This window comes from Tardiphaga sp. P4_G1, from assembly GCF_056401215.1.
Genome location: NZ_JBFUJU010000007.1, coordinates 1 through 24,124, shown reverse-complemented (window position 1 = coordinate 24,124; position 24,124 = coordinate 1). Strand labels below are relative to the sequence as shown.

General features: G+C 61.2%; 20 protein-coding genes. 11 read left to right on the top strand and 9 right to left on the bottom strand.

The window, feature by feature from the left end:
* The first annotated feature begins 47 nt into the window (after positions 1-47).
* Positions 48-2,681 (top strand): EAL domain-containing protein, encoded by a 2,634-nt coding sequence (locus AC1DUY_RS17645; protein ID WP_478115923.1) that lies wholly within the window; start codon positions 48-50, stop codon positions 2,679-2,681.
* A 3-nt stretch (positions 2,682-2,684) separates the two neighbouring features.
* Here the strand turns inward: AC1DUY_RS17645 and AC1DUY_RS17640 are convergent, their stop codons facing one another.
* The 4 genes from AC1DUY_RS17640 to AC1DUY_RS17625 all read right to left on the bottom strand — a co-directional run bounded on the left by AC1DUY_RS17640 (position 2,685) and on the right by AC1DUY_RS17625 (position 7,572).
* Positions 2,685-4,262 (bottom strand): ATP-binding protein, encoded by a 1,578-nt coding sequence (locus tag AC1DUY_RS17640; protein WP_478115921.1) that lies wholly within the window; start codon positions 4,260-4,262, stop codon positions 2,685-2,687.
* 129 nt (positions 4,263-4,391) lie between these two features.
* Positions 4,392-4,802 carry a response regulator gene (locus AC1DUY_RS17635; protein WP_478115919.1) on the bottom strand — a complete coding sequence of 137 codons (411 nt, stop codon included), beginning with the start codon at positions 4,800-4,802 and terminating at the stop codon, positions 4,392-4,394.
* Positions 4,803-5,023: 221 nt separating this feature from the next.
* On the bottom strand, positions 5,024-5,482 hold the full coding sequence (locus AC1DUY_RS17630) for a PaaI family thioesterase (RefSeq protein WP_439056984.1): 459 nt from the start codon (positions 5,480-5,482) through the stop codon (positions 5,024-5,026).
* A 1,088-nt stretch (positions 5,483-6,570) separates the two neighbouring features.
* On the bottom strand, positions 6,571-7,572 hold the full coding sequence (locus tag AC1DUY_RS17625; protein ID WP_120288202.1) for an NADP-dependent oxidoreductase: 1,002 nt from the start codon (positions 7,570-7,572) through the stop codon (positions 6,571-6,573).
* Positions 7,573-7,806: 234 nt separating this feature from the next.
* Between AC1DUY_RS17625 and AC1DUY_RS17620 the strand changes: the two genes are divergently transcribed.
* A complete protein-coding gene (locus AC1DUY_RS17620) occupies positions 7,807-9,102 on the top strand; it encodes a dicarboxylate/amino acid:cation symporter (RefSeq protein ID WP_120288203.1) in 1,296 nt (431 codons plus the stop codon).
* An 8-nt stretch (positions 9,103-9,110) separates the two neighbouring features.
* Entirely contained in the window at positions 9,111-10,028 is a 918-nt protein-coding gene (locus tag AC1DUY_RS17615; RefSeq protein ID WP_478115915.1) for an amino acid ABC transporter substrate-binding protein, read from the top strand.
* Positions 10,029-10,206: 178 nt separating this feature from the next.
* Here the strand turns inward: AC1DUY_RS17615 and AC1DUY_RS17610 are convergent, their stop codons facing one another.
* Together AC1DUY_RS17610 and AC1DUY_RS17605 are read right to left on the bottom strand one after the other, a co-directional pair.
* Positions 10,207-11,526: a bifunctional folylpolyglutamate synthase/dihydrofolate synthase gene (locus tag AC1DUY_RS17610; RefSeq protein ID WP_478115913.1), complete on the bottom strand. Its 1,320-nt coding sequence runs from the start codon at positions 11,524-11,526 to the stop codon at positions 10,207-10,209.
* Positions 11,519-12,526 carry an ATP-grasp domain-containing protein gene (locus AC1DUY_RS17605; RefSeq protein WP_478115911.1) on the bottom strand — a complete coding sequence of 336 codons (1,008 nt, stop codon included), beginning with the start codon at positions 12,524-12,526 and terminating at the stop codon, positions 11,519-11,521. Before AC1DUY_RS17605 ends, AC1DUY_RS17610 begins: the two co-directional genes overlap by 8 nt.
* 373 nt (positions 12,527-12,899) lie before the next feature.
* On the opposite strand from AC1DUY_RS17605, the gene AC1DUY_RS17600 reads away from it, so the two are divergent.
* On the top strand, positions 12,900-13,673 hold the full coding sequence (locus AC1DUY_RS17600; protein ID WP_089266309.1) for a ferredoxin--NADP reductase: 774 nt from the start codon (positions 12,900-12,902) through the stop codon (positions 13,671-13,673).
* A gap of 212 nt (positions 13,674-13,885) precedes the next feature.
* Positions 13,886-15,526 carry an FMN-binding glutamate synthase family protein gene (locus AC1DUY_RS17595; RefSeq protein WP_320446465.1) on the top strand — a complete coding sequence of 547 codons (1,641 nt, stop codon included), beginning with the start codon at positions 13,886-13,888 and terminating at the stop codon, positions 15,524-15,526.
* A gap of 115 nt (positions 15,527-15,641) precedes the next feature.
* Here the strand turns inward: AC1DUY_RS17595 and AC1DUY_RS17590 are convergent, their stop codons facing one another.
* The 3 genes from AC1DUY_RS17590 to AC1DUY_RS17580 form a co-directional block, all read right to left on the bottom strand.
* Positions 15,642-17,627 carry a carbohydrate porin gene (locus AC1DUY_RS17590; protein WP_478115908.1) on the bottom strand — a complete coding sequence of 662 codons (1,986 nt, stop codon included), beginning with the start codon at positions 17,625-17,627 and terminating at the stop codon, positions 15,642-15,644.
* Between the two features lie 411 nt (positions 17,628-18,038).
* A complete protein-coding gene (locus AC1DUY_RS17585) occupies positions 18,039-18,299 on the bottom strand; it encodes a hypothetical protein (RefSeq protein ID WP_068733822.1) in 261 nt (86 codons plus the stop codon).
* Between the two features lie 191 nt (positions 18,300-18,490).
* On the bottom strand, positions 18,491-19,312 hold the full coding sequence (locus AC1DUY_RS17580; RefSeq protein WP_441279161.1) for a creatininase family protein: 822 nt from the start codon (positions 19,310-19,312) through the stop codon (positions 18,491-18,493).
* A gap of 88 nt (positions 19,313-19,400) precedes the next feature.
* On the opposite strand from AC1DUY_RS17580, the gene AC1DUY_RS17575 reads away from it, so the two are divergent.
* The 6 genes from AC1DUY_RS17575 to AC1DUY_RS17550 all read left to right on the top strand — a co-directional run.
* Positions 19,401-20,423 (top strand): ABC transporter substrate-binding protein, encoded by a 1,023-nt coding sequence (locus AC1DUY_RS17575; RefSeq protein ID WP_478115906.1) that lies wholly within the window; start codon positions 19,401-19,403, stop codon positions 20,421-20,423.
* Between the two features lie 8 nt (positions 20,424-20,431).
* The gene (locus AC1DUY_RS17570) at positions 20,432-21,238 is read left to right on the top strand and encodes an ABC transporter ATP-binding protein (protein WP_478115904.1); all 807 of its coding nucleotides are present in this window, start codon (positions 20,432-20,434) and stop codon (positions 21,236-21,238) included.
* Between the two features lie 56 nt (positions 21,239-21,294).
* Positions 21,295-22,071: an ABC transporter permease gene (locus AC1DUY_RS17565; protein WP_231081230.1), complete on the top strand. Its 777-nt coding sequence runs from the start codon at positions 21,295-21,297 to the stop codon at positions 22,069-22,071.
* Positions 22,071-23,054, top strand: a complete 984-nt coding sequence (locus AC1DUY_RS17560; RefSeq protein WP_478115902.1) for a 2-hydroxyacid dehydrogenase — start codon at positions 22,071-22,073, stop codon at positions 23,052-23,054. The genes AC1DUY_RS17565 and AC1DUY_RS17560 overlap by 1 nt, the downstream gene beginning before the upstream one ends.
* Before the next feature lie 56 nt (positions 23,055-23,110).
* Positions 23,111-23,761 (top strand): AprI/Inh family metalloprotease inhibitor, encoded by a 651-nt coding sequence (locus AC1DUY_RS17555; protein ID WP_441232304.1) that lies wholly within the window; start codon positions 23,111-23,113, stop codon positions 23,759-23,761.
* Between the two features lie 167 nt (positions 23,762-23,928).
* Positions 23,929-24,124 (top strand): helix-turn-helix domain-containing protein (locus tag AC1DUY_RS17550; protein ID WP_478115900.1); only part of this gene is annotated, 196 nt, incomplete at its 3' end.

Genomic DNA, 24,124 nt, shown 5'->3' with positions numbered 1-24,124 from the left:
ACAGCCGCCGTCGTGGTCACGCGGCTCCTGTGATCGAAGGTCGTTTCATGCCTACAAGTCCCGTCGGCCAGCCCAGTGAAGCTGCGAAGGCACTGTTCTCGGCGTTCGAACAGGCGGTCGATGCTGTCGTGATCACGGGTATCGACAACCAGATCCGGCACTTCAATGCCGCGGCCGAGCGGATGTGGGGATATCACCGCGACGAAGTCGTTGGACGCCAGGTCAGCGTCCTTGTGCCGCTCGACGTGCGCGAACATCTCGATGGAGTGATCGCGGCAAAGTCTGCCATGGACCCCCGGACCGCGGTCAAGGGCCGCCGCGAGTTCAGGATCAGCCGCAAGGACGGGAGCGAGGCCTGGGGCGCGTTCTCGATCTCGCGTGTCGATTATGCCGGCAAGACGCTCTACATCAACTTCATCCGCGACGTGACGGACGATGTCCGTGACCGCGAGCAAAATGCGCTAATGGCACTGGTTGCCGAGAAGACCGACCGTGTCGTGATGGTCTCCAAACGCGATATGACCATCGTCTATGTCAACGACGCTTTTACGGAGCTGTTCGGATACACGCTTGCGGAAGCGATGGGCAAACACCCCCGGGATTTGCTGACTGGAGAGTATACCGACAACGAAACGCTGGAGCGGTTTCACGCGCAGATCGACGCCGAAGGACATGGGCAAGAGGATATCCTCGTCTATGACAAGAACGGTCACGAGATCTGGATCTCAAGCACCGTCAACGCAGGCCGCAATAAAGCCGGCGAGGTCGAGCATCTGGTCGCGGTGCTCGACGACATCACCGAGAGCAAGCAGATCCATTCGCTGCAGCATCATGTGCTGGAAAATCTCGCCAATGACATGCCGGTCATGGATGTGATCGGCGATCTCTGCCACCGCGTCGAAGCCATCGCGCCCGATATCGTCCCGTCGGTGCTGCATGTGGACGCGGACGGTCGGCTCCATCCACTCGGCGGCCCCAGCCTCCCGCCGGCATTTGCGCCGATCATTGATGGTATCGCCATCGGTCCCGATGTCGGGTCTTGTGGCGCTGCGGCCTTTCTCGGCCACGCGGTGCTGGCCACCGATATCGCCACCGATCCGCGGTGGCAGCTCTATAGCAGTCTGCCGTTGGAAGCCGGCCTGCGCGCCTGCTGGTCGACGCCGATCAAGGCGCGGGATGGTCGCGTCATCGGCGCCTTTGCCTTCTATTTCCGCGAGACACGCGGCCCGACGCGCTGGCACCAGACCATCGTCGATGCCTGTGTGCATCTGTGCGCACTGGCGATCGAACGGCACGAGGCCCGCAGCGAAATCGCGCGTCTGGCCTATTTCGATGCGCTGACCGGCCTACCGAACCGCGCGCAACTGCGCCAGATTCTGACGGGGCTGATCGACAAGAGCAAGCCGCGGGACCGCATCGCGGTGATGTTCCTCGATATCGATCACTTCAAGGACGTCAACGACACGCTCGGTCATTCCATCGGCGACGAGTTGCTGATCAAGGTCACGCAACGACTGTGCAAACAGATCCGGCCAGCCGATACGCTGAGCCGGCAGGGCGGCGACGAATTCGTCATTGTGCTGCCGAATTGCGATGTTGAAGGCGCCGCCTTGATCGCCAGCCGCCTGCTCGAGACACTGCTGCCGCCCATGCAGCTTGGCGCCAAGCTGGTGCCGGTATCGGCCAGTATCGGCGTCAGCATCTATCCCGACAATGCCGGCGATATCGACGGTCTGCTCAAACATGCCGATGCGGCGATGTATCAGGCCAAGCAGGCCGGCCGCTCGACCTATCGCTTCTTCAGTGCGGAGATGAACCGCGTCAGCGAGGAGCGACTCGCCTTCAGTACGGCGCTGCGCAATGCCATCGTGCAGGATGCGCTGCGGCTTCATTATCAGCCGCAGGTGCGCGCTGACGGGCGCCTTTACGGTGTCGAGGCGCTGGCCCGCTGGTCCGATCCGGTGCTCGGCGAAGTGCCGCCATCGAAGTTTATCCCGCTCGCGGAAGAATACGGGCTGATCGAGCTGATAGGCACCTGGTCGCTGCGCGAAGCCTGCCGGCAGGTCGCGGCCTGGCGCAAAAATGGCGTCGACGTGCCCAGCGTCTCGGTCAATCTGTCGCCGATCAATTTCCAGAATGGTGATCTCGCCACGCTGGTCGGCGAGGTGATCGCCGAAAACGGCCTGTCGCCGGACATGCTGATGCTGGAGGTCACCGAAGGCGTGGTGATGAGCGAGCATTCGACCGCCGTCGAGACCATGGAGAAAATTCGCAAGTCCGGCGTGCAGCTGTCGATGGATGATTTCGGTACCGGCTATTCCAGTCTCAGCCGTCTCGCGCATCTGCCGATCCGTGAGTTGAAGATCGATCGCAGCTTCATGCGCGGCCTTGAAAGCGAGGCGAGCGCGCTGGCGATTACGCGCGCCATCATACGCGTCGGCCAGAGCCTCGACATGATCGTGGTCGCCGAGGGCGTCGAGACCGACGGGCAGCGCCGGATTCTCACCGAACTCGGCTGCGATGTCATTCAGGGCTTCGTCTATTCGCCTGCGCTGCCGGTGCCGGATTTCGAACTCTGGCTCGCTGGTCACGAAACGTCGCGTGCCGCCGCGACCCTGAGCGATATGCGGCGTCAGGCAGAGCGGACGCGCGGTGCCGTGCCCGTCAGGCGAATCCCTTAACCTCTACCGCTTGTCGAGCATCTCGCGCACCTTGCCGCCGAGCGCTGCTTGCGTGATCGGCTTTTGCAGCAGCGACACGCCGGGATCGAGCCGGCCCTGATGCACGATGGCGTTGCGCGAATAGCCTGTCATGAAAAGCACTTTCAGCTTGGGCTGCCGCTTCTGCATCTCGTCGGCCAGCAGTCGCCCGTTCATGCCGGGCATCACGATATCGGTCAGCAGCAGGTCGAACGGTTCGGGATCTTCGGTGAAGTCGGCCAGCGCTGCGTCGGCATTGCCGGCCTCGCGGACCTGATAGTTGAGACCTTCCAGCGTCTCGACCAGGTAGGACCGCACATCCGGATCGTCTTCCACGATCATCACAGTCTCGTTGCCCTTGCTGCCGACGATGCGCCTCTCGATCTCGCTTGCTTGCTCCGCATGCTGTCTGCTGCGCGGCAGATAGACCTTGATGGTCGTACCTTCGCCGACCTCGCTATAGATCTTCACATGGCCGCCGGATTGCTTGACGAAGCCGTAGACCTGGCTCAGGCCGAGACCGGTGCCCTGTCCGGGCTCCTTGGTGGTGAAGAACGGGTCGAAGGCGCGCTCCTGCACGTCCTTGGGCATGCCCGGGCCGGTATCCGTCACCGAGATCAGGACATACTGCCCGATGACCACATCGGAATGCTGCAGGGCGTAGATCTCGTCGATGAAGGCGTTGCTGGTTTCGATCGTCAGTTTGCCGATCTTCAGATGGTCTTGGCTGGCCATGGCGTCGCGTGCATTGACCACGAGATTGAGGATGGCGGCTTCCATCTGGCTCGGATCGACCTCGACCTGCCACAGCCCGGCGCCGCCGACGATTTCGAGATCGATATTCTCGCTCAACGTGCGCTGGAAGAAGTCCGACATGCCGTGGAGCAATCCGTTGACATTGATGGTCTTCGGGTCGAGCGGCTGCTTGCGTGCGAAGGCGAGCAGGCGCTGCGTCAGCACCACGGCGCGCTGCGCGCCGCCGGCTGCGCTGGCAATGACGCGCCTGAGGCGATCGCGCGACGATTCCGTCCAGGTCGAGATGCTGTGCTCGGCGATTTCGAGATTGCCGATGATGATGGTCAGCAGATTGTTGAAGTCATGGGCGACACCGCCGGTGAGATGGCCGATCGCTTCCATCTTCTGCGTATGGCGCAGCATGTCCTCGGCTTCGCGCCGGTGCCGGCCCTCCTCGATCAGCGCCAGTTCGGTTTCGCGCAACTGTGCGGGCGAGGGGATCGCCAGTAGCCTCGGTAGCAGTGGCCAGAGAATCGCTGCGGTGACGACCGAAGCGACGGCCGTGATCGCCTTGAGGATTCCTTCGGCGCCATAGGCCGGAACCCACAGCGTGTAGATCGACATCACATGGGTCAGGCCGCAGGCCATGATGAAGAGCGCGAAGGCCCAGAAGATCCAGCCGAACTCCACATCGCGGCGCTTCCAGACGAAGATCGTGAGGACGACGGGGATCGAGAAATAGGCCGCGGCGATCAGCGCATCCGAGCCGACATGAAGCCAGATCAGGCCGGGGTCCCACAGCAGACAAATGCCGTGCGGCGCAAACATGGAACTATCGAGAAAGTTCTGGAGTGATGCCCACATCGCCTGCCCCCGCCGATAGCTGGTATCTAGCAACCGAGGGTGACCGGGCGGTGTGGAGGCGTCAAGCGTGAGCGCAAGTGCGAACGGGGCTTATCAGATGCCGAATGCGCTGCGGGGATTGGCGAATTCGGTGAGGGCGCCGATGATCTGGTGCTGCCGATAGGGTTTGGCAATGAAGCGGCCGCCATCGGGCAGGTCGCGTTCGCCTATCCTGAAGTGGCCTGATGTTGCGATGATGCGAATGGGCGGCCAGCGATTGGCGACCGCATGGGCGAGCTTGAGTCCGTTCATCGAGCCGGGCATGTCGATATCGGTAAAGATGATGCGGATATCGTTGCGCGCTTCGAGCACGCGGATCGCAGCGTCTGCATCCGGCGCCTCGATCACCCGGAAACCGGCGTCCTCGATCATCTCGACCGCAAACATGCGCAGCAGTACATCGTCCTCGACGACCAGGACGGTGGCGGGGAGGGCGGCGTCGTTTACGGCAGTGTCTTGGGCCATGGGATTTGAACCTTGATCGCCGGTTCCATGGGCCACGGGGCCGGGATGGTTCGGGTCGAAAGCATCGGTCAGTCTAAACGTGATCAATCGAATACGAATATAGGTCGCGTAAAAACTGTTTTGGTTCGCATGTCTTTGCTAAGCGAGCTGATCGCGCTTTCGTTCCGCCGCGTGCGAAAAAAAATCCGTGAAGATGACGAAAATCCGCGGCGGCCGTCAGGTCAGTCGTTCTTGCGCCCGGCATCGGTGCGGTCGCGGACCGTCTTGAACACACCATGTGCCGTGGCGACCACGTGATCGTTCACACTGACCTCGGTGCTCATGAAGATCAGGCTCTTGGTGGCACGCACGACCTTGGGCCGGGAGATCATCAGGTCGCCGATCCGCGCGGCATCGACGAAATAAGTATCCATCTGGACCGTGGCGAGCGCCTCGACCCCCGCGGCCTCGCGCGCCGCCATGCCGCAGCTCCGGTCGGCTAGCGTCATCACCGCCCCGCCCTGAACCACGCCGCGGCGGTTGCGGTGCTTGTCCTGGCCGAGAATGGCGAATTCGTTGATGCCATCGACGATCCGGTGCCACATCGGGCCAACGAAATGGATGAACCCGTCATCGTCCATGATGCTCCAGCCGGCGGCTTCGAGTTCAGCATAGGCCGCGTCAGTCGCCGCATCAGTCATGGATTTTCCTTCTTGCGAGATATCGATGGGCTGGAGGGAGTGAGTGCTAGGTCATACAAAAGCGGGGGGCGGGTGGATAGGACGTCGCGGCGTGGGGGCGCGTCGCAATCTGCATGGCTCGTCGCCGGCGAAGCTGACAGAGCGCGAACCCCGCCACTCCAATTGGAGTGGCTGAGGTTCGCGATACGCCGCCTTCGGTGTCTCCTCGCGCCCTCAGGCAAACCAATTAGTTTGCCGGGGAATGACAGTTTGGCGCACCCAAACATTTTTTCCTATCTCCCGTTGACAGTATCCCCGTCTGGTTTATATTCCCATTCGTCCTGCCCCACCGAGAGGGGCGATCGCGATCGTCACGTTCGCGGGGTGGGATGCGGTGGACGCCGGAGATGCGGCGTCACGCGGTTCATGGGGGAACGTCTGTCTTCGGGCAGGACGGATCTGCGCCAGCACTGCCACTGGCAAGGAGACGGCCGACCTTCGGATGGACAGACCCCTGGACAGTGTGACGGACGACCAACTCAAAACGCGTTCGGCCTAGTCGCTTGAGGCTCCCTTCCCATCGCCTTGGGACTTTAATTCGCGATCGGAGCGTTCGTCGAGGCAAAGTGCAAGCAACCGAAAAAACACCGCAGGCGGAACGTCGGGCACTTGCCTGACGCCTCCGAAAGTCCTGATGCACTCTAAATTGCGGAAGACCGCATCGCATCAGGCCCAAGGGTGCAACGGGCACCCGGCGTTCCGCACGCCCCTCTCACAGGGGGGCGGGAATGCAAGCGACGTCGGCGCCCCCGCGCCGCAAACAATGGGGGCGATGACGCATGTCTGAAGGGCAGTGGCTGTTTGACATTCACATCCGCGATGACGCGCAGGCGTCAGAGGAATCCCTCCCCCCGCGCGAAGCGAAGCTTCGCTAGGCGGGGAGGGTCGGCCGAACGACGCGATGCGGAGCATCGACGAATTGGAGGCCGGGGTGGGGGTGCCCCACGTGAGAGCGTCGCTTGTGGCACCCCCAACCCGACCGGCCAAGCGGCCGGCCACCCTCCCCGCAAGGGGGAGGGATAAGAGAGAAGCCCCGCTACACGATCTCCCTACACCTTCACCATCCGCTTGCCCCGGTTCTCACCGGCCAGCAGACCGATCAGGGCCTGCGGCGTGTTCTCCAGCCCGTCGATAACGTCTTCCTGGACCTTGAGCTTGCCCGCGGCGACCCAGGACTGCAGATCGGTCAAAGCCTTTTCGCGCTGGTTCATATAGTCCATCACGATGAAGCCCTGCATGATCAGGCGTTTCACCACGATCAGACCGGGGACGCCGCGTGGGCCGGTCGCCGAGGGCGCGCCGTCATATTGCGAGATGGCGCCGCAGCAGGCGATGCGGCCGTTGAGATTCATTTGTGCGAGACAAGCCTCGAGAATGTCGCCGCCGACATTGTCGAAATAGACGTCGATGCCACCCGGCGCTGCCGCCTTCAGCGCCTTGAACACCGCGCCGTCCTTGTAGTCCACCGCGGCATCGAAGCCGAGTTCTTTGGTCAGCCAGTCGCATTTGTCCTTGCCGCCGGCGATGCCGATCACACGGCAGCCCTTGATCTTGGCGATCTGGCCGACGATGGAGCCAACCGAACCGGCCGCCGCCGAGACGACGACGGTCTCGCCTGCCTTGGGCTTGCCGACGTCCAGCAGGCCGAAATAAGCTGTAAGTCCGGCGATGCCATAGACGCTGAGCAGATGCGTCATCGGCTCCATTGATGGCATCTTGTTGAGATGCTTGGCCGGCACTGCCGCGTAATTCTGCCAGCCGGTGTCGCCGAACACGATGTCACCCGGCTTCAGCGCAGGAGACTTCGACGACACGACTTCGGCAATGCCGCCGCCCGCCATCACCGTATTGGCCTCGACCGCAGCGCGATAGGTCGCGCCATGCATCCATGCGCGATTGGCAGCGTCGAGCGAGATGTAACGCACGCGCAGCAGCGCTTCGCCATCTTTCGGCTCGGGAATCTGGCCCTTTGATAGTTTGAAATGCTCGGGCCCCAATTTTCCTGTGGGCTTTTCGACGAGCAGCACCTGATGATTGACGGTGTCGGTCATGGCCGTTGTCTCCCTGTTTCTTCCTGTGTCGAAACTTGTTGCAGTCGCCGCGTACAAAACAATCAGACTGCACAGTTTTTGTAGTTGGCGATGACGCTATGCGGCAGCGCGGCATTCCACAACGGCTATTTGCCGCCTGATGATACCGAAACGGTACGCGGCTGACGAAGCTTGTTGCGCGCTCTGATCAATATGACAGACTGTCGCAGTTGGGAATGTGTAACGGGGGACGGTATGTCGAACAGGTTTACGCAATACATTCTGATCGCGATGGCGCTGGGCATCGTGATGGGCTCGCTGGTTTTCAACTATTTACCCGATAGCCGCGTCGAGATCGCGGCCGACGTCAATCTGATCGCCATGTTGTTCCTGCGCCTGATCAAGATGATCATCGCGCCCCTGGTCTTCGCCACGCTGGTCGGCGGCATCGCCCATATGGGCTCGGGCTCCAAGCTCGGCCGCATCTTCGCCAAGACCATGGGCTGGTTCGTCAGTGCCTCCTTCATCTCGCTGCTGCTCGGCCTCGTGATGGTCAACCTGTTGCAGCCCGGCGCGAATTTCCCGGGAACGCTGCCGGCTGCGGGGCAATCGACGGGCCTGCCGGTGTCGGCTTTCTCCATCGAGAAATTCCTGACCCATTTGATCCCGACCTCCATCGCGGACGCGATGGCGCAGAACGAGATCCTGCAGATTGTTATCTTTGCCGTGTTCTTCGCAGTTGCGATGGGCGCCATGCCGGAACGCTCCAAGCCAATGCTGCAACTGATCGATGATCTCGGTCACATCATGCTGAAAGTGACGGGCTATGTCATGCTGTTCGCGCCGCTCGCGGTGTGGGCGGCGATCATGGCGACGGTGTCCAAGAATGGCTTGGGCGTGTTGTGGAAGCTGATCGTCTTCATGGGCGGCTTCTACCTGTCGCTGGCGATTCTGTGGGGTATCCTCGTGGTGGTCGGCTTCATCGTCATCGGGCCGCGCTACAGCCATCTGCTGCGGCTGATCCGCGAACCCTTGATGATTGCGTTTTCCACGGCAAGTTCGGAAGCTGCCTATCCGAAGACGCTGGAAGGTCTTAACCGCTTCGGCGCCTCGTCGCGCATCTCCAGTTTCGTGCTGCCGCTGGGCTACTCGTTCAATCTCGACGGCACGATGATGTACTGCACCTTCGCCAGCATCTTCATCGCGCAGACCTATCACATCGAGATGTCGCTCGGCACGCAGCTCGCGATGCTGGCAACGCTGATGATCACCTCGAAGGGCGTGGCCGGCGTGCCGCGTGCCTCGCTGGTGGTGATCGCGTCCACGCTCAGCCAGTTCAATATTCCCGAAGCCGGGTTGTTGATGATCATGGGTATCGATACGTTCCTCGATATGGGTCGCAGCGCCACCAACGTGATCGGCAACTCGCTGGCCACAGCGGTGGTCGCAAAATGGGAAGGCGAACTCGCGCCCGAGCATGAGCTGGGTCCCGACGATGTGGTGCCTGGCGACATGATTCCCGGAGAAATTCCCGCCCTCGGACATGGTTGAGGTGCGTGATGCGCTACTATCTGACCGGTTCGATCACCGGGCTTCTGGCAGCTTTGCTGCTGGCGACGACTGCGCAGGCGCAAGCGCCTGCGGAAGGGCTTAGCCCCACGCTGGCGGCGATCAAGAAGGCGCATGTGGTCAAGCTCGGCTACCGCGAGAGTTCGCCGCCGTTCTCGTTTCTCGATCAGGCGGGCCGGCCGATCGGCTACAGTCTCGAACTCTGCGAGGCCATCGTCGAGGATATCGGCATCGAGGTCGACGATCCCCAGCTCAAGATCGAATATGTAAAAGTAACGTCGGACGATCGCATTCCCGCCGTGGTCGACGGCAAGATCGATCTCGAATGCGGCTCGACCACAGCCAATGCCGAACGCCGCAAGCAGGTCGCGTTCTCGCCGCTCATGTTCGTCGCCGGCACCAAGCTGATGGTGCCGAAAACCACCACGGGTACCGCGCCGACCGACTTCAAGGGCAAGACCATCGTCGTTACCAAAGGCACCACCAACGAACAGGCGATGCATGCTGTCGACAAGAAATTCAATCTCGGTCTCAACATCGTGGTCTCGCCCGATCACGAGCAGAGCTACCAGATGCTGGTCGACGGCAAGGCCGATGCCTTCGCGACGGACGATATCCTGCTGTCGGGCCTGATCGCGCGGCACAAGTCGCAGGACAGATTCCGCGTCGTCGGCGATTACCTGTCCTATGATCCCTACGGCATCATGTTCCGCAAGGGCGAGAAGCAACTGAGTGACGTCGTCGAGCGCACCTTCCGGCGCCTTGGCTCAAACCGCGATCTGATCCCGCTCTATAACAAATGGTTCGTCGCCCGCCTGCCGACCGGCGAGCGCATGGGCGTTTCGATCTCGCCGCAGCTAGAGGAGAGTTTTAAAGTGCTGGATGATTCAGCGGGCGGGACGAATTGAGGCTTAGCGTTCTTCATTAGGTCGATGGTACTATCAAATGTCGTCCCCGCGAAGGCGGGGACCCATACACGCCGATTTAAAGATTTGGCACTGTGGCTACGGCAGTTTCTAACCTCAGGCTTGGAGGTTATGGGTCCCCGCCTTCGCGGGGACGACAGCTGAGAGGCCGCTCAATCTCTCAAAAAAACACCAGATCCTGCGCCTTGCCGCCGCGCAGCACCGTGGCATATTCGATCGCCGCGAACAGTCCACCCGCCACATAGATCTTGCGCGGCACGGCGCGAGCCAGTTGCTGGCTGAGGCGCACCGCGTCTTCCATGGCATTGGCCACATGAATGCGCGCCGCCGGGTGGGCCTTGCGCGCCGCAGCGCCGACCACGCGCGCGTCTGCGCCCTTGTGATAGGCGCGGGTACAGACGATCGTATCGAAGACGGGCGCGAGATGCTTGGCGATATCGTCGACGTTCTTGTCGCCGGAGACGCCGAGCACCAGCAACCAGTTGTCATCGCCATGGATGGCGCGAAGGCTCTTCAGGGCCTGTGCCACGCCATCGGGCGTATGGCCGACATCGATGACGGTCAGTGGATCGCGCTGGACGATCTCGAGCCGTCCTGGCCATCTGGTATCGCGCAGCCCGGTGCGAACAGCGAGATCGATGGCGCTGGTGGTCGCATCCGGATGCATGCGTTGCATCCAGAGAATGAACAGCGCAGCCGCAATGGCGGCGTTGTTGAGCTGGAACTCGCCGGCCAGCATGAGTTCGAGCGCGCGCAGGTCGAATGCGCCGAGCCGGCAGTTGAAGGCCTGGGCCTTGGCTGATGCAAAGACGTTGCTGATCGTGATCTCGTCGCCGATATGCAGGCCGGTGACGTTGCGGTTCCGATTGTACTCGGCGAGATTGCCGCGCATGGGCAGGCAGTTCTCGCCATAGACGACGGTGCCGCCCGAGATACATGCATCGCTCTTGTCGCAGGCGATCAGCTCCAGCGAGTTGCCGAGCAGGTTGACGTGTTCGAGATCGACCGAGGTGACGCAGGTGATGTCGGCGCCGACCAGTCGAACTGGATCGTAGCGTCCGCCGATGCCCGCCTCGAACACGGCGAATTCGCATTCGGTCTCCTGGAAATACAGGCAGGCCAGCGCGAACTGCGCCTCGAAGGCGCCGAAGGTTTCATGCAGCGTGTGCTGCTTGAGATCTGCGATGGCGGTGGCCACGCGCAGGACGAGGGCTTCGAGCAATTCGTCATCGACGGGCACGCCGTCAATCTGGAAGCGCTCGTTGAAGTGATAGAGATGCGGTGACGTAAACAGCCCGGTCCGCAGTCCGAAGGCGCGTCCGATGCTGGCGCAGAACGCCGCGGTCGAGCCCTTGCCGTTGGAGCCGGTGACGACGACGGAATGTTTGCGCAGCCTGACACGGTCGATAGACAGCGCGTCGAGCAGCATCGCCAGCCGGGCGAGGCATAGGCCGTCGCCATATTTGGGCAGGTTAAACATCGAGCAGGCCGATCGCCGTGAATGTATGCCGCCAGATGCGCAGGATCAGATCCTCGCGGCCGCTGTCTTCGAGAAAGCGGATCGACGGATTGGCATTGACCTCGATCACGCGCATGGCCGCAGCATCTCCGTCGATATCCGTAAACAGGTCGACCGCGCCAGCGCGCAGGCCGAGCGCCTTGGCGGCCTGTAGCGCCATCGCAAAGGCAACAGTTTCGTTACCCGGCGCCGCAAAGCTCATGCTGCCGCCTGCGCTGCGATTCATCCGGCCGGGAATCGCGCGCCGCTCGCCATATGGCAGCACGCGATCGAGGGAGGCATCATCGAGACCTGACGTGACCGACGAAATCCCGTGGCGGTCCAGCGTGGACGTCTCCGCGGCGATCAATTGCCTGAGCGTCACCTTGCCGTCGCCTGTCACAAAAGGCGCCGTCTTCTGCGCGCAATACACGACCTCGTCGTCGAGGATGAACACACGATATTCCTGGCCGGTATAGATGCGCTGCATCAGGATCGCGTCATAATACTGCGCAACCTGCTTGAGATAGGCCATGAGCGCATCGCCGCCCGCGACGATCTCCGCGAAATCGCCGCGGGATCCCATCAGCGGCTTGATGAAGGCCCGGTCGCCGAGTTCGGCGAAATGCCAGACGGCGTCGGCATGTTCGTGGCCGGGCGGGCGATGGGCGCGATAACGCTCATGCAGGAAGAAGTATTTCCCGCCCAAAGTCGGGACGCCGGCGCGCTCCATCAGCACATTGGCGAAATACTTGTCATTCGCCAGCGTCGCAGCCGTGGCGTTGTTCTGCGGAAAGAACGAGCCGCGTCCGGCGCCGAAGGATGCGCTCTTGCCATTGCGGCCGACGGTGAAGATCAGGCCCGTTCCGCCATCGACGTCGACGAAATCCAGCCCGAACTGGCGGCAAGCGTATTCGGCATAGATCGACTGGTCGGGATAGGATGGGGGCTTTCCGGCCCGGATGTCGCGAAGGGATGTCATCAAGGACCAGGCCGACGATTGAACGAAAAGCCGCCTGCGACGACTTTAACGAGGTGGCCGGAAACTACCGGATCGGGATCGGGTGATCCAGCCGGATACCATTAACGGTGTCCGGCAAGAAACTGAACGAAACCTCCCATATCGGGTAATTTAATGTCGTGGCCAGATGGGCTGCTGCTGCATGGGTAACCTGCTTTGGAAATTAATCGACCGCCTCCCTCAGTCCGCAATTGCACTTCATGGCTTCTTTGACTAATTGTCATTCGCAGCTGCGAGAACCAAATTAGCCAATAGCCGCAATGGTTTCTCGGCATCGTGACGCGGCAAACAATGGACTTGTTCTAAAAAAGCCCGCACTGGAAAATCAAATCTCATGAGCGCCTTTCACAGAGAGAAAGTTCTTTCTGTCCAGCATTGGACCGATACACTTTTCAGCTTCAAAGCCACCCGCGACACCTCGTTCCGCTTCCAGAACGGCCAGTTCGCCATGATCGGCCTGGAAGTGGATGGCAAGCCGCTGTTGCGCGCCTATTCGATGGCCAGCGCGAACCACGAAGAAGAGCTGGAATTCTTCAGCATCAAGGTGCCGGATGGTCCGCTGACCTCGCGCCTGCAGAAGATCAAGGAAGGCGACACTATCCTGGTCGGCCGGAAGGCTGTCGGTACGCTGATCACCGACAATCTTTTGCCCGGTAAACGCCTGCTGATGCTCTCCACCGGCACCGGCCTCGCGCCGTTCGCCAGCCTGATCAAGGACCCCGACGTCTATGAGCGCTACGAGCATGTGGTGCTCGTGCATGGCTGCCGTCAGGTTTCCGAACTCGCTTATGGCGAGCGCCTGGTCGCCAAGCTGGCCGAGGACGAGCTGTTCGGCGAGCTGATGAAGGACAAGTTCACTTATTACCCGACGGTCACGCGCGAGCCGTTCCGCAACCGCGGCCGGATCACGGACCTGATCGCGTCGTCGCAGCTGTTCAACGACATCGGCCAGGGCCCGCTTTCGATCGAGACCGACCGCATCATGCTGTGCGGCAGCCCGAGCATGCTCGAAGATCTCAAGATCATGTTCGAAGAGCGCGATTTCATCGAAGGCAGCGGCTCGAAGCCGGGCCACTTCGTGATCGAGAAGGCGTTCGTCGAACGCTAAGGCAGCCCGAGACCATCAAAATTCACTGCACTGCAAAACCCGCGCTCCGGCGCGGGTTTTGTCGTCTGGGGCCCTCGCTTTTTGCAACGATTCATTGAGCGTGGCGCGATAGATTGGGCACTCTGGCGCGATGCTCTGCGGCAACGCGCTTGTGATGTTTGCGTCATCGGGTCTGTGTAACGCTAGCGCCATTCATGTCAGGCAGGATTTTTATGGAAACGTTGATGCTTCCCCTCTCGCCGCGCTTCATCGTTTTGACGATCTGCGGTGTCGCCACCTTGCTGCTGGTCGGCATCGGCATTCACGACCCGAAAGTCATCCCTCTCGTTGTCATCCCGGTCATCGTCTTCGGCGGCCTGACGATGCTCGGCATTCACGACGTGCTGCAGAAGGATCATGCGGTTCTGCGCAACTATCCGATCTCGGCGCATATCCGCTTCCTGCTCGAAGAAATCCGTCCGGAGATGCGGCAGTATTTCTTCGAGAGCGAAAAGGATGGCATGCCGTTCAGCCGCGACACGCGCGCGGTGGTCTATCAGCGCGCCAAGATGGTGCTCGACAAGCGTCCCTTCGGTACCCAGAAGAACGTCTACGAAGAGGGCTATGAGTGGATGCACCATTCGGTCGCGCCGCGGCCGCATGCGACTGAGCAGTTCCGCATCACCATCGGCGGCCCGGATTGCCTCAAGCCCTATTCGGCCTCTGTACTGAACATCTCGGCTATGAGCTTTGGTGCACTCAGCCCCAATGCGATCCGCGCGCTGAATGCCGGCGCCAAGCGTGGTGAATTCGCGCATGACACTGGAGAAGGCGGCGTCAGTCCGTATCATCAGGAGAACGGCGGCGACCTGATCTGGGAGGTCGGCTCCGGCTATTTTGGTTGCCGCACGCGTGATGGCAACTTCGATCCCGACGCCTTCGCGAAGCTTGCCGTCAACGATCAGATCAAGATGGTCGAGCTCAAGATTAGCCAGGGCGCAAAGCCGGGCCACGGCGGCGTGTTGCCGGCGGCAAAAGTGTCGGAGGAGATCTCGCGTATCCGCGGCGTCGCCATGGGTGAGGATTGTATCTCGCCAGCCTATCACAAGGCGTTTTCAACACCGATCGAGATGATGGAGTTCATCGACAAGATGCGCCGTCTGTCCGGCGGCAAGCCCGCCGGCTTCAAGCTGTGCATCGGCCACCCCTGGGAATTCCTCGCGATCTGCAAGGCGATGCTGCAGACCGGCATCTATCCGGATTTTATTGTGGTCGATGGCAATGAAGGCGGCACGGGCGCGGCGCCGCTGGAGTTCATGGATCATCTGGGCATGCCGATGCGCGAGGGCGTCAACTTCGTGCACAATGCGCTGATCGGCATCGGCGCGCGTGACCGCATCAAGATTGGCGCCTCCGGCAAGATTGCGACGGCCTTCGATATTGCCCGCGCCATGGCGCTCGGCGCCGACTGGTGCAATTCGGCGCGCGGCTTCATGTTCGCACTGGGCTGCATCCAGTCACTGAGCTGCCACACCGATCGTTGCCCGACCGGCGTCACGACGCAGGACCCCACGCGCAATCGCGCCCTCGCTGTGCCTCAGAAGACCGATCGCGTTTACAACTATCACGAGGCGACGTTGCATGCGCTGGCTGAGCTGATCGCGGCAGCCGGGCTCGCTCATCCGCAGGATATTCGTCCGATCCATTTCTCGCATCGCGCCTCCAGTACCGACGTCCTGTCTTTCACGCGGATGTATCCGGCACTGCGCCACAACGAGTTGGTCGATGGCACTGGCGACAAGCGCTTTCGCGATGCATGGGAAATGGCGCAAGCAGGCTCGTTCCTGCCAGCAGCTCTGGAACGTTCGGCCTAGATCTCTCCTCCGTCATTGCGAGAAGCGAGCGACGCGGCAATCCAGTCTTTACCTACTACCAAGGAAGACTGGATTGCTTCGCTGCGCTCGCAATGACGGCGCAGCGGGTTCGAGATCAGAACTCGCCGTGCAATCGGCCTGAGAAGATCGAGACCGGCCCGCGATCCTTGTTATAGGCGGGGTTCGCAATCAGCTGGTAGTCGGCCGTGAGGGTGAAGTTCTTGTCGATGGCATAGGCGTAATAGGTTTCGAGAATGCGCTCGGTGCCGTAATTCAGCCGTCCGTCGCCGATCAGCAATCCATTGCCGCCGGCGGCGAGGAAGTCGCGATGCGCAGCGGACAGGCCGTTGATCGCGCCGCCAAGGCCGATCGTGTCATTGGCGCGGCCCCAATGGCTGCCCTTGATCGAGACGCCGGCAGAGACGCTGCGGTCGATATCGGTGAAGGACAGGATCTCGTTCTGGCCATCGTTCCAGCTGACGCGCCCAAAGATGCCGACGTCGGTGGCAACCTGCTGCTCACCGTTGACGTAGAAGCCGTATTTGTCGCTGGCGCGGCGGATCGAGGACATCACGTCGTTGATATCCAGCGTGGGATCATTGGCCTCGATCGCCAGTGCGCCGCGATAACTACCGGTATTGCCGCGATTGATGAAGGCACCGACGCGCAGCTTGCCGGGCTGATCGAAGATCTGGTGACGCTCCTCGAATTCGACGACCGCGCCGCCAGTCTTGAAGGTCAGGACGTCGTTGTTAGGCTGCGCCGGCACCTGAAACAGGCCGGCTCGGATCGCCCAGTCCTTGCGGTTCAGTTCAACGATGGCGCCGCGGGTGAAGCCCGGCAGGTCGGCTGGAAAGTCGTAAGCGGCCGATGACCACATTGCCCAGTTCATGAAGTCGGCGCGCGGATCCTTGGCGTAGGAATTGCCATCGAAGAAATCACCCACCGCGAAGCGTCCGACCGTGAGCGTGATGCGGTCGATATCGCGTTTGCCAGCCAATTGATTGGCGGCGTCGGGGACGTCTTCCTGTTCGCCGCCGAGGCCAAGCGTCTGGCGGAAGTAATAGCGCTGCATGCGAAAGCGCGGAAACGGTGCGCCGCCCTTTTGCGCCTCGCCATTAGGGAAGCCGGCGAGGCCGAGCGTGGAATTGAGGCCGAAGCCCTGCGCCAGCTCGGGATTGAGATAGAGCTCACCGCCCTGCCACAGTCGCCAGCCGAGGAACGCCGTCGTCGTAAAGGTCTCGCGCCCCTGGCCGCCGCCAGGAAGGCTGTTGGTGCCTTCATAGGGCGAGCGAATCCGCGGATAGGCGGACGCGATGAAAGTGGTTTGGGCGTGGACGTTCCAGTCTGTCGATTCCGGCAGTACAGTCTTGCCGACGATGGGGGCTGACGGCAACCACGGCGGCGTGTCCCACAGCCGATAATTCAAGCCGACTTTGACGGTGTGAATATTCGGATCAACGCTCACATTCGGCAGCCCGGCATTGCCGAGGTCATAGGTCTGCCGCATCAAATCGAGATAGGCGTATTCGGCCTTCGCGGTCCAGTTGCCGCCAACGGCAAATTCGACGCCCGCGCCGGCGGTCCAGCCGAAATGGGTGCGGGTCGCCGATGATATGAGGTCGCCGTCGGCATCATTGAGATTGAGCTTGGTGCGTCCCCACGCCACGCCACCGGTGACGTACGGCATCAACGCGCCGAAGGCGTAGCCGATGCGGCCGCGTGCGGTCGCAAAATAGTCGAAGGTCGTATGGAAAGGCGCCGGCATCAACCGCGCTGCGTCCTGCGGACTGCTGAACGTGGCGTCGGCCTCGAAGCCCAGCACGACGTTGTTGCTGAGCTGCCTGTTGTAGCCGATCTGGTAGCCGCCGATCAGGCCGGTCGGCGAAGGCGGCAGGAAAACGCCCTGCGCGGGCAGCGGATTGCTGCCGGGACCAAAGCTGCCGCCGCCATAGCCGATGTGACCGCCGAGATAAAACCCGGTCCAGTCGTAAACCAGGCGGGGCGCTTTCAGCGCCATGCCGGGCAAAATATCGGCCGCGATCGCAGAGCCATCGAACGCCAATGCGCCCAGCGCAAAACCGGCCAAAACGCGCTTCACGACAATACTCGCGATCGGTCGGGGTACTTCATGCGGCCGTCATTTCTCGCTTTAGGTCGCCGCCGATCATGCGACGAACCGTTTGATATTCCACAAAAATAGTCGATTCGCCCATAACGTTGGGGGTATCGAGGGTCGTCGTGAGACAAAACGAAACAGAATGAGCAACCCGTCGACTCCCCGACTATAATTGCAACTAATTCGCAATAGCAAGAAGCAACTGGAGAAGCATGTTTCAGTGGCAGCCGATCATGACGGTTGGATAACAGCAGCTGGCCGGCACGGCTCGAAAGGCATTTGGCGAGCGCAAAAAAATGACCCGCTCGGGGGGACAACCGAGCGGGTCTGGTGCGACACGGGGTGGATGAGGCGCCCGTGTCGGACGCAAATCCACGTCAGTCGATCAAGAGATTAGTAGTTGCAGGTCCGGACGCGGCCGACATAGTTGCCGTAGCCGTCATACTGGCGGACCCAACCGCAGCGATATCCGTAACCGTAGTAGCCGTTATTGGCGGCAATGGCGCTACCGACGACTGCGGCGCCGACAACACCGGCAGCGATGCCGAAGCCGATGCCCGGGCCCTTGGCCTGAGCCTGCTGGGACGATGCCATGGTGCCGGCAGCAGTGAGAGCAACGAGAGCGAAAGCGGCAATCTTGGACTTGATCGACATGGGATAACTCCATCCTGTTGAAGTGCAGCCATCGTGGCCTGCATGCCAATCAGTCGGAGCCCAAACGGATCGGGTTCGAGACCCGGTCGAACTATTTGGTTTCAGGCAAATTATTTTGGTTTCAGAATCGTGTCGTCATCCGCGCGGAATATGTCGTCGCGTGAATCGCGCAATCCGCGGTTAACCACATCTCACGCGCCGGCATCCGGTTCGCGATCAAACGCTGTCACGTCGAAGCGATGCATGTCCGCGAGTAGTTCGCAGAACGCTTTTGCGCCGTGTGCCAGCAGCTTCTCGCCCTTGTCGGCTGATGCCTGCGTGGCGTCGCCAATAGCGCCGCTGGGATGGAGGTCTTCGGCCTGCCACGCGAATGGCGCGGGTCGGCTCGCCGACAGCCAGCGATAGGTCTTCTCCATCGCGATCGCTGACGACGCGAAGTTTGCGATCTTGTCGTTGCGCACATGCTGCGGATAGCGCGCCAGCATGATCGATGTTTCCACGGCGCCGCCATGAATCCCGTGACGCAATTCTTCGTCGGTGAACAGGCCATCCGGCGCACCGAACCGATTCCATCCGGTGGTGGCGACCAGCATGCCGTATTCGGCGCGCAGGTCCTGCGCCGCGAGCGTCATTGCTGCACTGTTGCCGCCGTGGCTAGTGACGATCACGAGTTTCTGAACGCCGGCGCGCGCGACGCTTTCGCCGATCGCGGTCCAGGTCTGCAATGCGATCTCGGTCGGCAGGGTCAGCGTGCCGGGAAAGGCGAGGTGCTCGGTCGAGATCCCCACAGGTTGAAGCGGCAGAAATGTCGCCGGAATATCGGCAGGCAGCAGGCGCTGGACCTCAGCAAGATAAGCCTCCGCAATCATGACGTCGGTGCCGAGAGGCAGATGCGGTCCGTGCTGCTCGGTCGCGGCCAATGGCAGCACAGCAATCCAGGAGGCCGGATCGCTCTTGGCGATGTTGGGCCAGTGAATGGCAGTCCAGTCGCGGGGCGGCATGTTGGCAGTCATCGAGATGCGTTTCTTTGGTCAATTTTGCAGGGTAGTCTGGCAGCAGATTGCTTCCTATCATGGGCCATAACGGTCGACGGAGTCCAATATGAGCCCGATATCCCTGCTGCGCGCGTTAACCATTGGCGTGCTGGCCGTGATGGCCGCGCGGTCGCCCGCCGCGGCGGAAACCAGGCTCGACAAGGTCAGTTTCGGAACCAACTGGGTGGCCGAGGCTGAACATGGCGGTTTCTTCCAGGCGGTCGCGGACGGCACCTACAAGAATTACGGGCTCGACGTCACCATCGTGCCGGGCGGGCCGAACGTGAACAACCGCATCCTGTTGATCTCGGGCAAGCTCGATTTCTTTATGAGCGCGAACACGCTGCAATCCTTCGATGCCGTCGCCAATAATGTGCCGGTGGTCGCTGTCGCCGCGATTTTCCAGAAGGACCCGCAGGTCTTTCTGGCGCATCCCAATCCCAAGGTGACCAAGCTCGAAGACCTCAAGCCGATGACGCTGCTGATCTCGAAGGAGGGCGTCGCCGGCTATTTCCAATGGATGCGATCCGAACTCGGTTTCAGCGCGTCCAAGGTCAAGCCTTACACCTATAATGCGCAGCCCTTCATCGTCGACAAGAACAGCGCGATGCAGGGCTATGTCACGTCCGAGCCGTTCGTGGTCGAGAAGCAGGCCAATTTCAAGCCAACCGTGATGCTGCTCGCGGATTACGGTTTCGATGGCTATTCGACCTTGATCGAAACGCGCCGCGAATGGGTCGACAAGAAGCCGGACCTTGTCCAGCGTTTCGTCGATGCCTCGATGATTGGCTGGTACAACTATCTCTATGGCGACAACAAAGCCGCCAATGAGGTCATCAAGAAGCTCAACCCGGAAATGACCGATGACCTGCTGGCCTATTCCATCGCCAAGATGAAGGAATACGGCATCGTCGACTCAGGTGATACGCTCAAAGACGGTATCGGCGCCATGAGCGAAGCGCGTGTTGCCAGCTTCTTCGACAAGATGTCACGCGCAGGCGTGGTCAAGCGCGACATCGACTATCGCAAGGCCTATACGCTGCAATTCATCAACAAGGGTGTCGGTCTCGATCTCCGGCCGAAGAAGTAGCCCGGCAGATGGTCGAACCTGCGTTGCCGTCGAGCGATGCCCCCACCGCCGTGCGCCTGCGCGGTGTCACGAAGGTCTATGACAATGGCACCGTGGCGCTGGGGCCGCTTGATCTCGACATTCGCAAGGGCGAGTTCGTCTCGCTGTTGGGCTCGTCCGGCTGCGGCAAATCTACTGCACTCCGCCTGATTGCAGGCCTGATCGTGCCGTCAGCGGGCACTTTAGATGTCGCTGCGCAGAGCAGCGGTCACGCCATTGGGTTCGTGTTCCAGGAGCCGACGCTGATGCCGTGGAGCACAATCCGGGAGAATGTGTGGCTGCCGCTGAAGCTGGCACATATGCCGGATGCGCAGTCGACGGCGCGGGTGGATGAGGTGCTCGCACAGGTCGGTCTCGCGGACTTTGCCGAAGCCTATCCGCGCGAATTGTCGGGTGGCATGAAGATGCGGGCGTCGCTGGCCCGCGCGCTGGTGACTGAGCCGGATATCCTGCTGATGGACGAGCCGTTTGCGGCGCTCGACGAGATCACGCGCTTCCGGCTCAACAACGACCTGCTGGCGCTATGGCGTGAACTCGGCAAGACGGTCATCTTCGTCACCCATTCGGTGTTCGAGTCGGTTTATCTGTCGCAGCGCGTTGTGGTGATGACCTCGCGGCCTGGTCGCGTCAGCGCCGAATGTCGTATCGAATCCTCTGAACTGCGCGCCGACGCGTTTCGCACCTCGATGGCCTATGCCGGCTATTGCCGCGCCGTCTCGCAGGCGCTGATGCAGGCCAGTGACGAGATGGCCAATGACGCAAAGGCACGGGCATGAAAGGGCTGGAGCCACTGCCCACAGTCGATCGCGGTTCGGTCGTGCCGGGCAGCGATATGCAATGGCAGCGCATTGTCTGGCCCGTCGTCGTGTTCATTGCGGGCATCGTGTTGTGGGATCTCGTCGTTCGGATCGGCGAAATCCCGCCCTATTTGCTGCCCGGCCCCTTACTCGTTTTCAAGACGCTGATCGCCGACTGGCCGGTTCTGTCTGAATCCCTCGGCGTGACGCTTTTGACCGCGCTGGAGGGCTTCATCGCCGCAGCCATCGGCGGCATCGCATTGGCTCTGTTGTTCAACCAGTCCAAATGGCTGGAATATTCGCTGCTGCCCTATGCCATCGTGCTGCAGGTGACGCCCGTCATCGCCATCGCGCCGCTGATGCTGATCTATCTGCCGCAGCAGACGGCCGTCGTTGTCTGCGCCTGGATCGTGGCATTCTTCCCGGTGCTGGCCAATACGACGCTCGGTCTCAATTCGGTAGATCGCAATCTGGCCGGGCTATTCCAGCTCTACCGCGCATCGCGCTGGCAGGTGCTGCGCTATCTGAAGTTTCCGGCGGCACTGCCATTCATACTTGGCGGATTGCGCATTGCCGGCGGATTGTCGCTGATCGGCGCGGTGGCGGCGGAAATCGCTGCAGGTGCGGCGGGTGCTGGTTCAGGCCTCGCCTATCGCATTTCGGAATCCAGCTATCGCCTCAATATTCCCCGAATGTTCGCTGCGTTATTGTTGCTGTCCGTTGCGGGGATTGTGATTTATATGCTGCTCGCGCTGGTATCCCACATTGTGTTGCGGCGCTGGCATGAGAGTGCACTGCGAAAGGAAAAATAATGGGGACGGGAATCTCTTCGGACAAAATCGACCTGCTAATCTACGGACCGACGAAGCCGCTGATCAATAACGGTTTCTCGGATCAGTTCATACTGCATAAATATGAAACCCAGCACGATCTCGAACGGCTGCCGGCGGGTGTCGCCGAGAAAATCCGCGGTATCGCCGTAACTGGCCTGGTGCCAACCAACAGCGCCGTGCTGGCGAAATATCCCAAGGTCGAGATCATCTCCTCGTTCGGCGTCGGCTACGATCACATCGACGCGAAATATGCCGCCGAGAACAACATCCTCGTTACCAACACGCCGGATGTGCTGACCGAGGAAGTCGCCGATACGGCGCTCGGCCTGTTCATCGCCACTGCCCGCGAATTCATCAAGGCGGATAAATATGTCCGTTCGGGCCTGTGGCTGACACAGCCCTATCCGCTCACGGTCGGCTCGCTGCGCGACCGCAAGGTCGGCATGGTGGGCATGGGCCGCATCGGTCAGGCGATTGCGCGTCGTCTCGACGCGTCGCTGGTGCCGGTGGTCTATCACTCGCGCAACCCCGCCGCTGGCGTCTCGCACAAACACTATCCGAACCTGATCGAGATGGCGAAGGCGGTGGACACGCTGATCGTCATTACGCCGGGCGGACCGTCGACGGCCAATCTCGTCAACGCGGAAGTCATGCAGGCGCTCGGTCCGCGCGGTATCATCATCAATATCGCACGCGGTTCGGTGATCGATGAGCCTGCACTGATTGCAGCCCTCAAATCGGGCACCATTCTGGCCGCGGGTCTCGATGTGTTTGCGCAGGAGCCCAAGGTGCCGGACGAGCTGAAGTCGATGCAGAACGTCGTGCTGCTGCCGCATGTCGGCTCGGCGTCGGTGGTGACGCGCAACGCGATGGATCAGCTGGTGGTCGACAACCTCAAGCTCTGGTTCGCCGGCAAGGCGCCGACGACGCCGATTGCGGAAACGCCGATAAAGGGACGCTGATCGTGAGACTCGCGTCGGGGCGCTGTCGATATTTTGCGCTGGCAGTTGCCGGCGCGATGCTCGTCGGCGCACCGGCGCGAGCGCAGGACGCTGCCACCCTTCGAAAAAACATGATCGGGCAGTGGGAGCTCTCCACCACCGAACGCAGCAAGACCTGCGTGGTGACGCTGAAGAACGACACGTCGCCGCAGGGGCTGAAGCTCGAACTCGAACCGGATTGCGCGAAGGCGTTGCCCTTCACCAAGGATATCACGGCCTGGAACATCAAGGGGCTCGATATCGTCCGGCTGCAGAATCCGACGGGCGAAGCCGTGATCGATTTCACCGAGGTCGAGAGCGGCATCTTTGAAGGCATTCGTACCGGCGAGGGCGTCTATATCCTGCAGAACCTGGCGGCAGCCCGCTCGCTGACCAAGTCGATGGACCAGATGATTGGCGACTGGTCCATGGTACGCGGCAGCGGCCGCGTGGTCTGCGGTCTGACGCTGACCAATACCGAAACGACCCAGGACAACTTCGCCGTGTTCCTGAAGCCGCGCTGCGACCCCCTGGTGGCGAATTTCAATCCCAAGCAGTGGCGCCTCGAACGCGGCGAATTGCTGATGATGTCAGCATCCGGTGAGATCTGGCATTTCGAGGCTGACGACAACGCGCAGTGGCGCCGCGTGCCGGATAGTGCCGACCCGCTCATCCTGCTGCGGCAGTAGGTCGTCCGCACGCTCTCGTTTGTCGTCCCCGCGAAAGCGGGGACCCATAACCACGGCATGCGCAATTGTAACGGCGAGCCACGACGACAGCACTCCAAATGACGCCGCGGCGTGTATGGGTCCCCTGAGTTCTCAAACGAAGTGCAACACCAGATTAGGGTGTTGCGATGGACGGAACCTACGCCCAGCTATCGCTGGATGACCGCTACAGGATTGCCCAGCTTTACGCCGAAGGGCGCTCGATCCGGCAAATCGCGGCAGCTCTGGATCGCGCGCCATCGACTGTCTCCCGGGAGCTGAAGCGCAATGCCGGCGTGCAGGTCGGCTACAAACCCGCTTACGCGCAGGGCCAGACAACAGCGC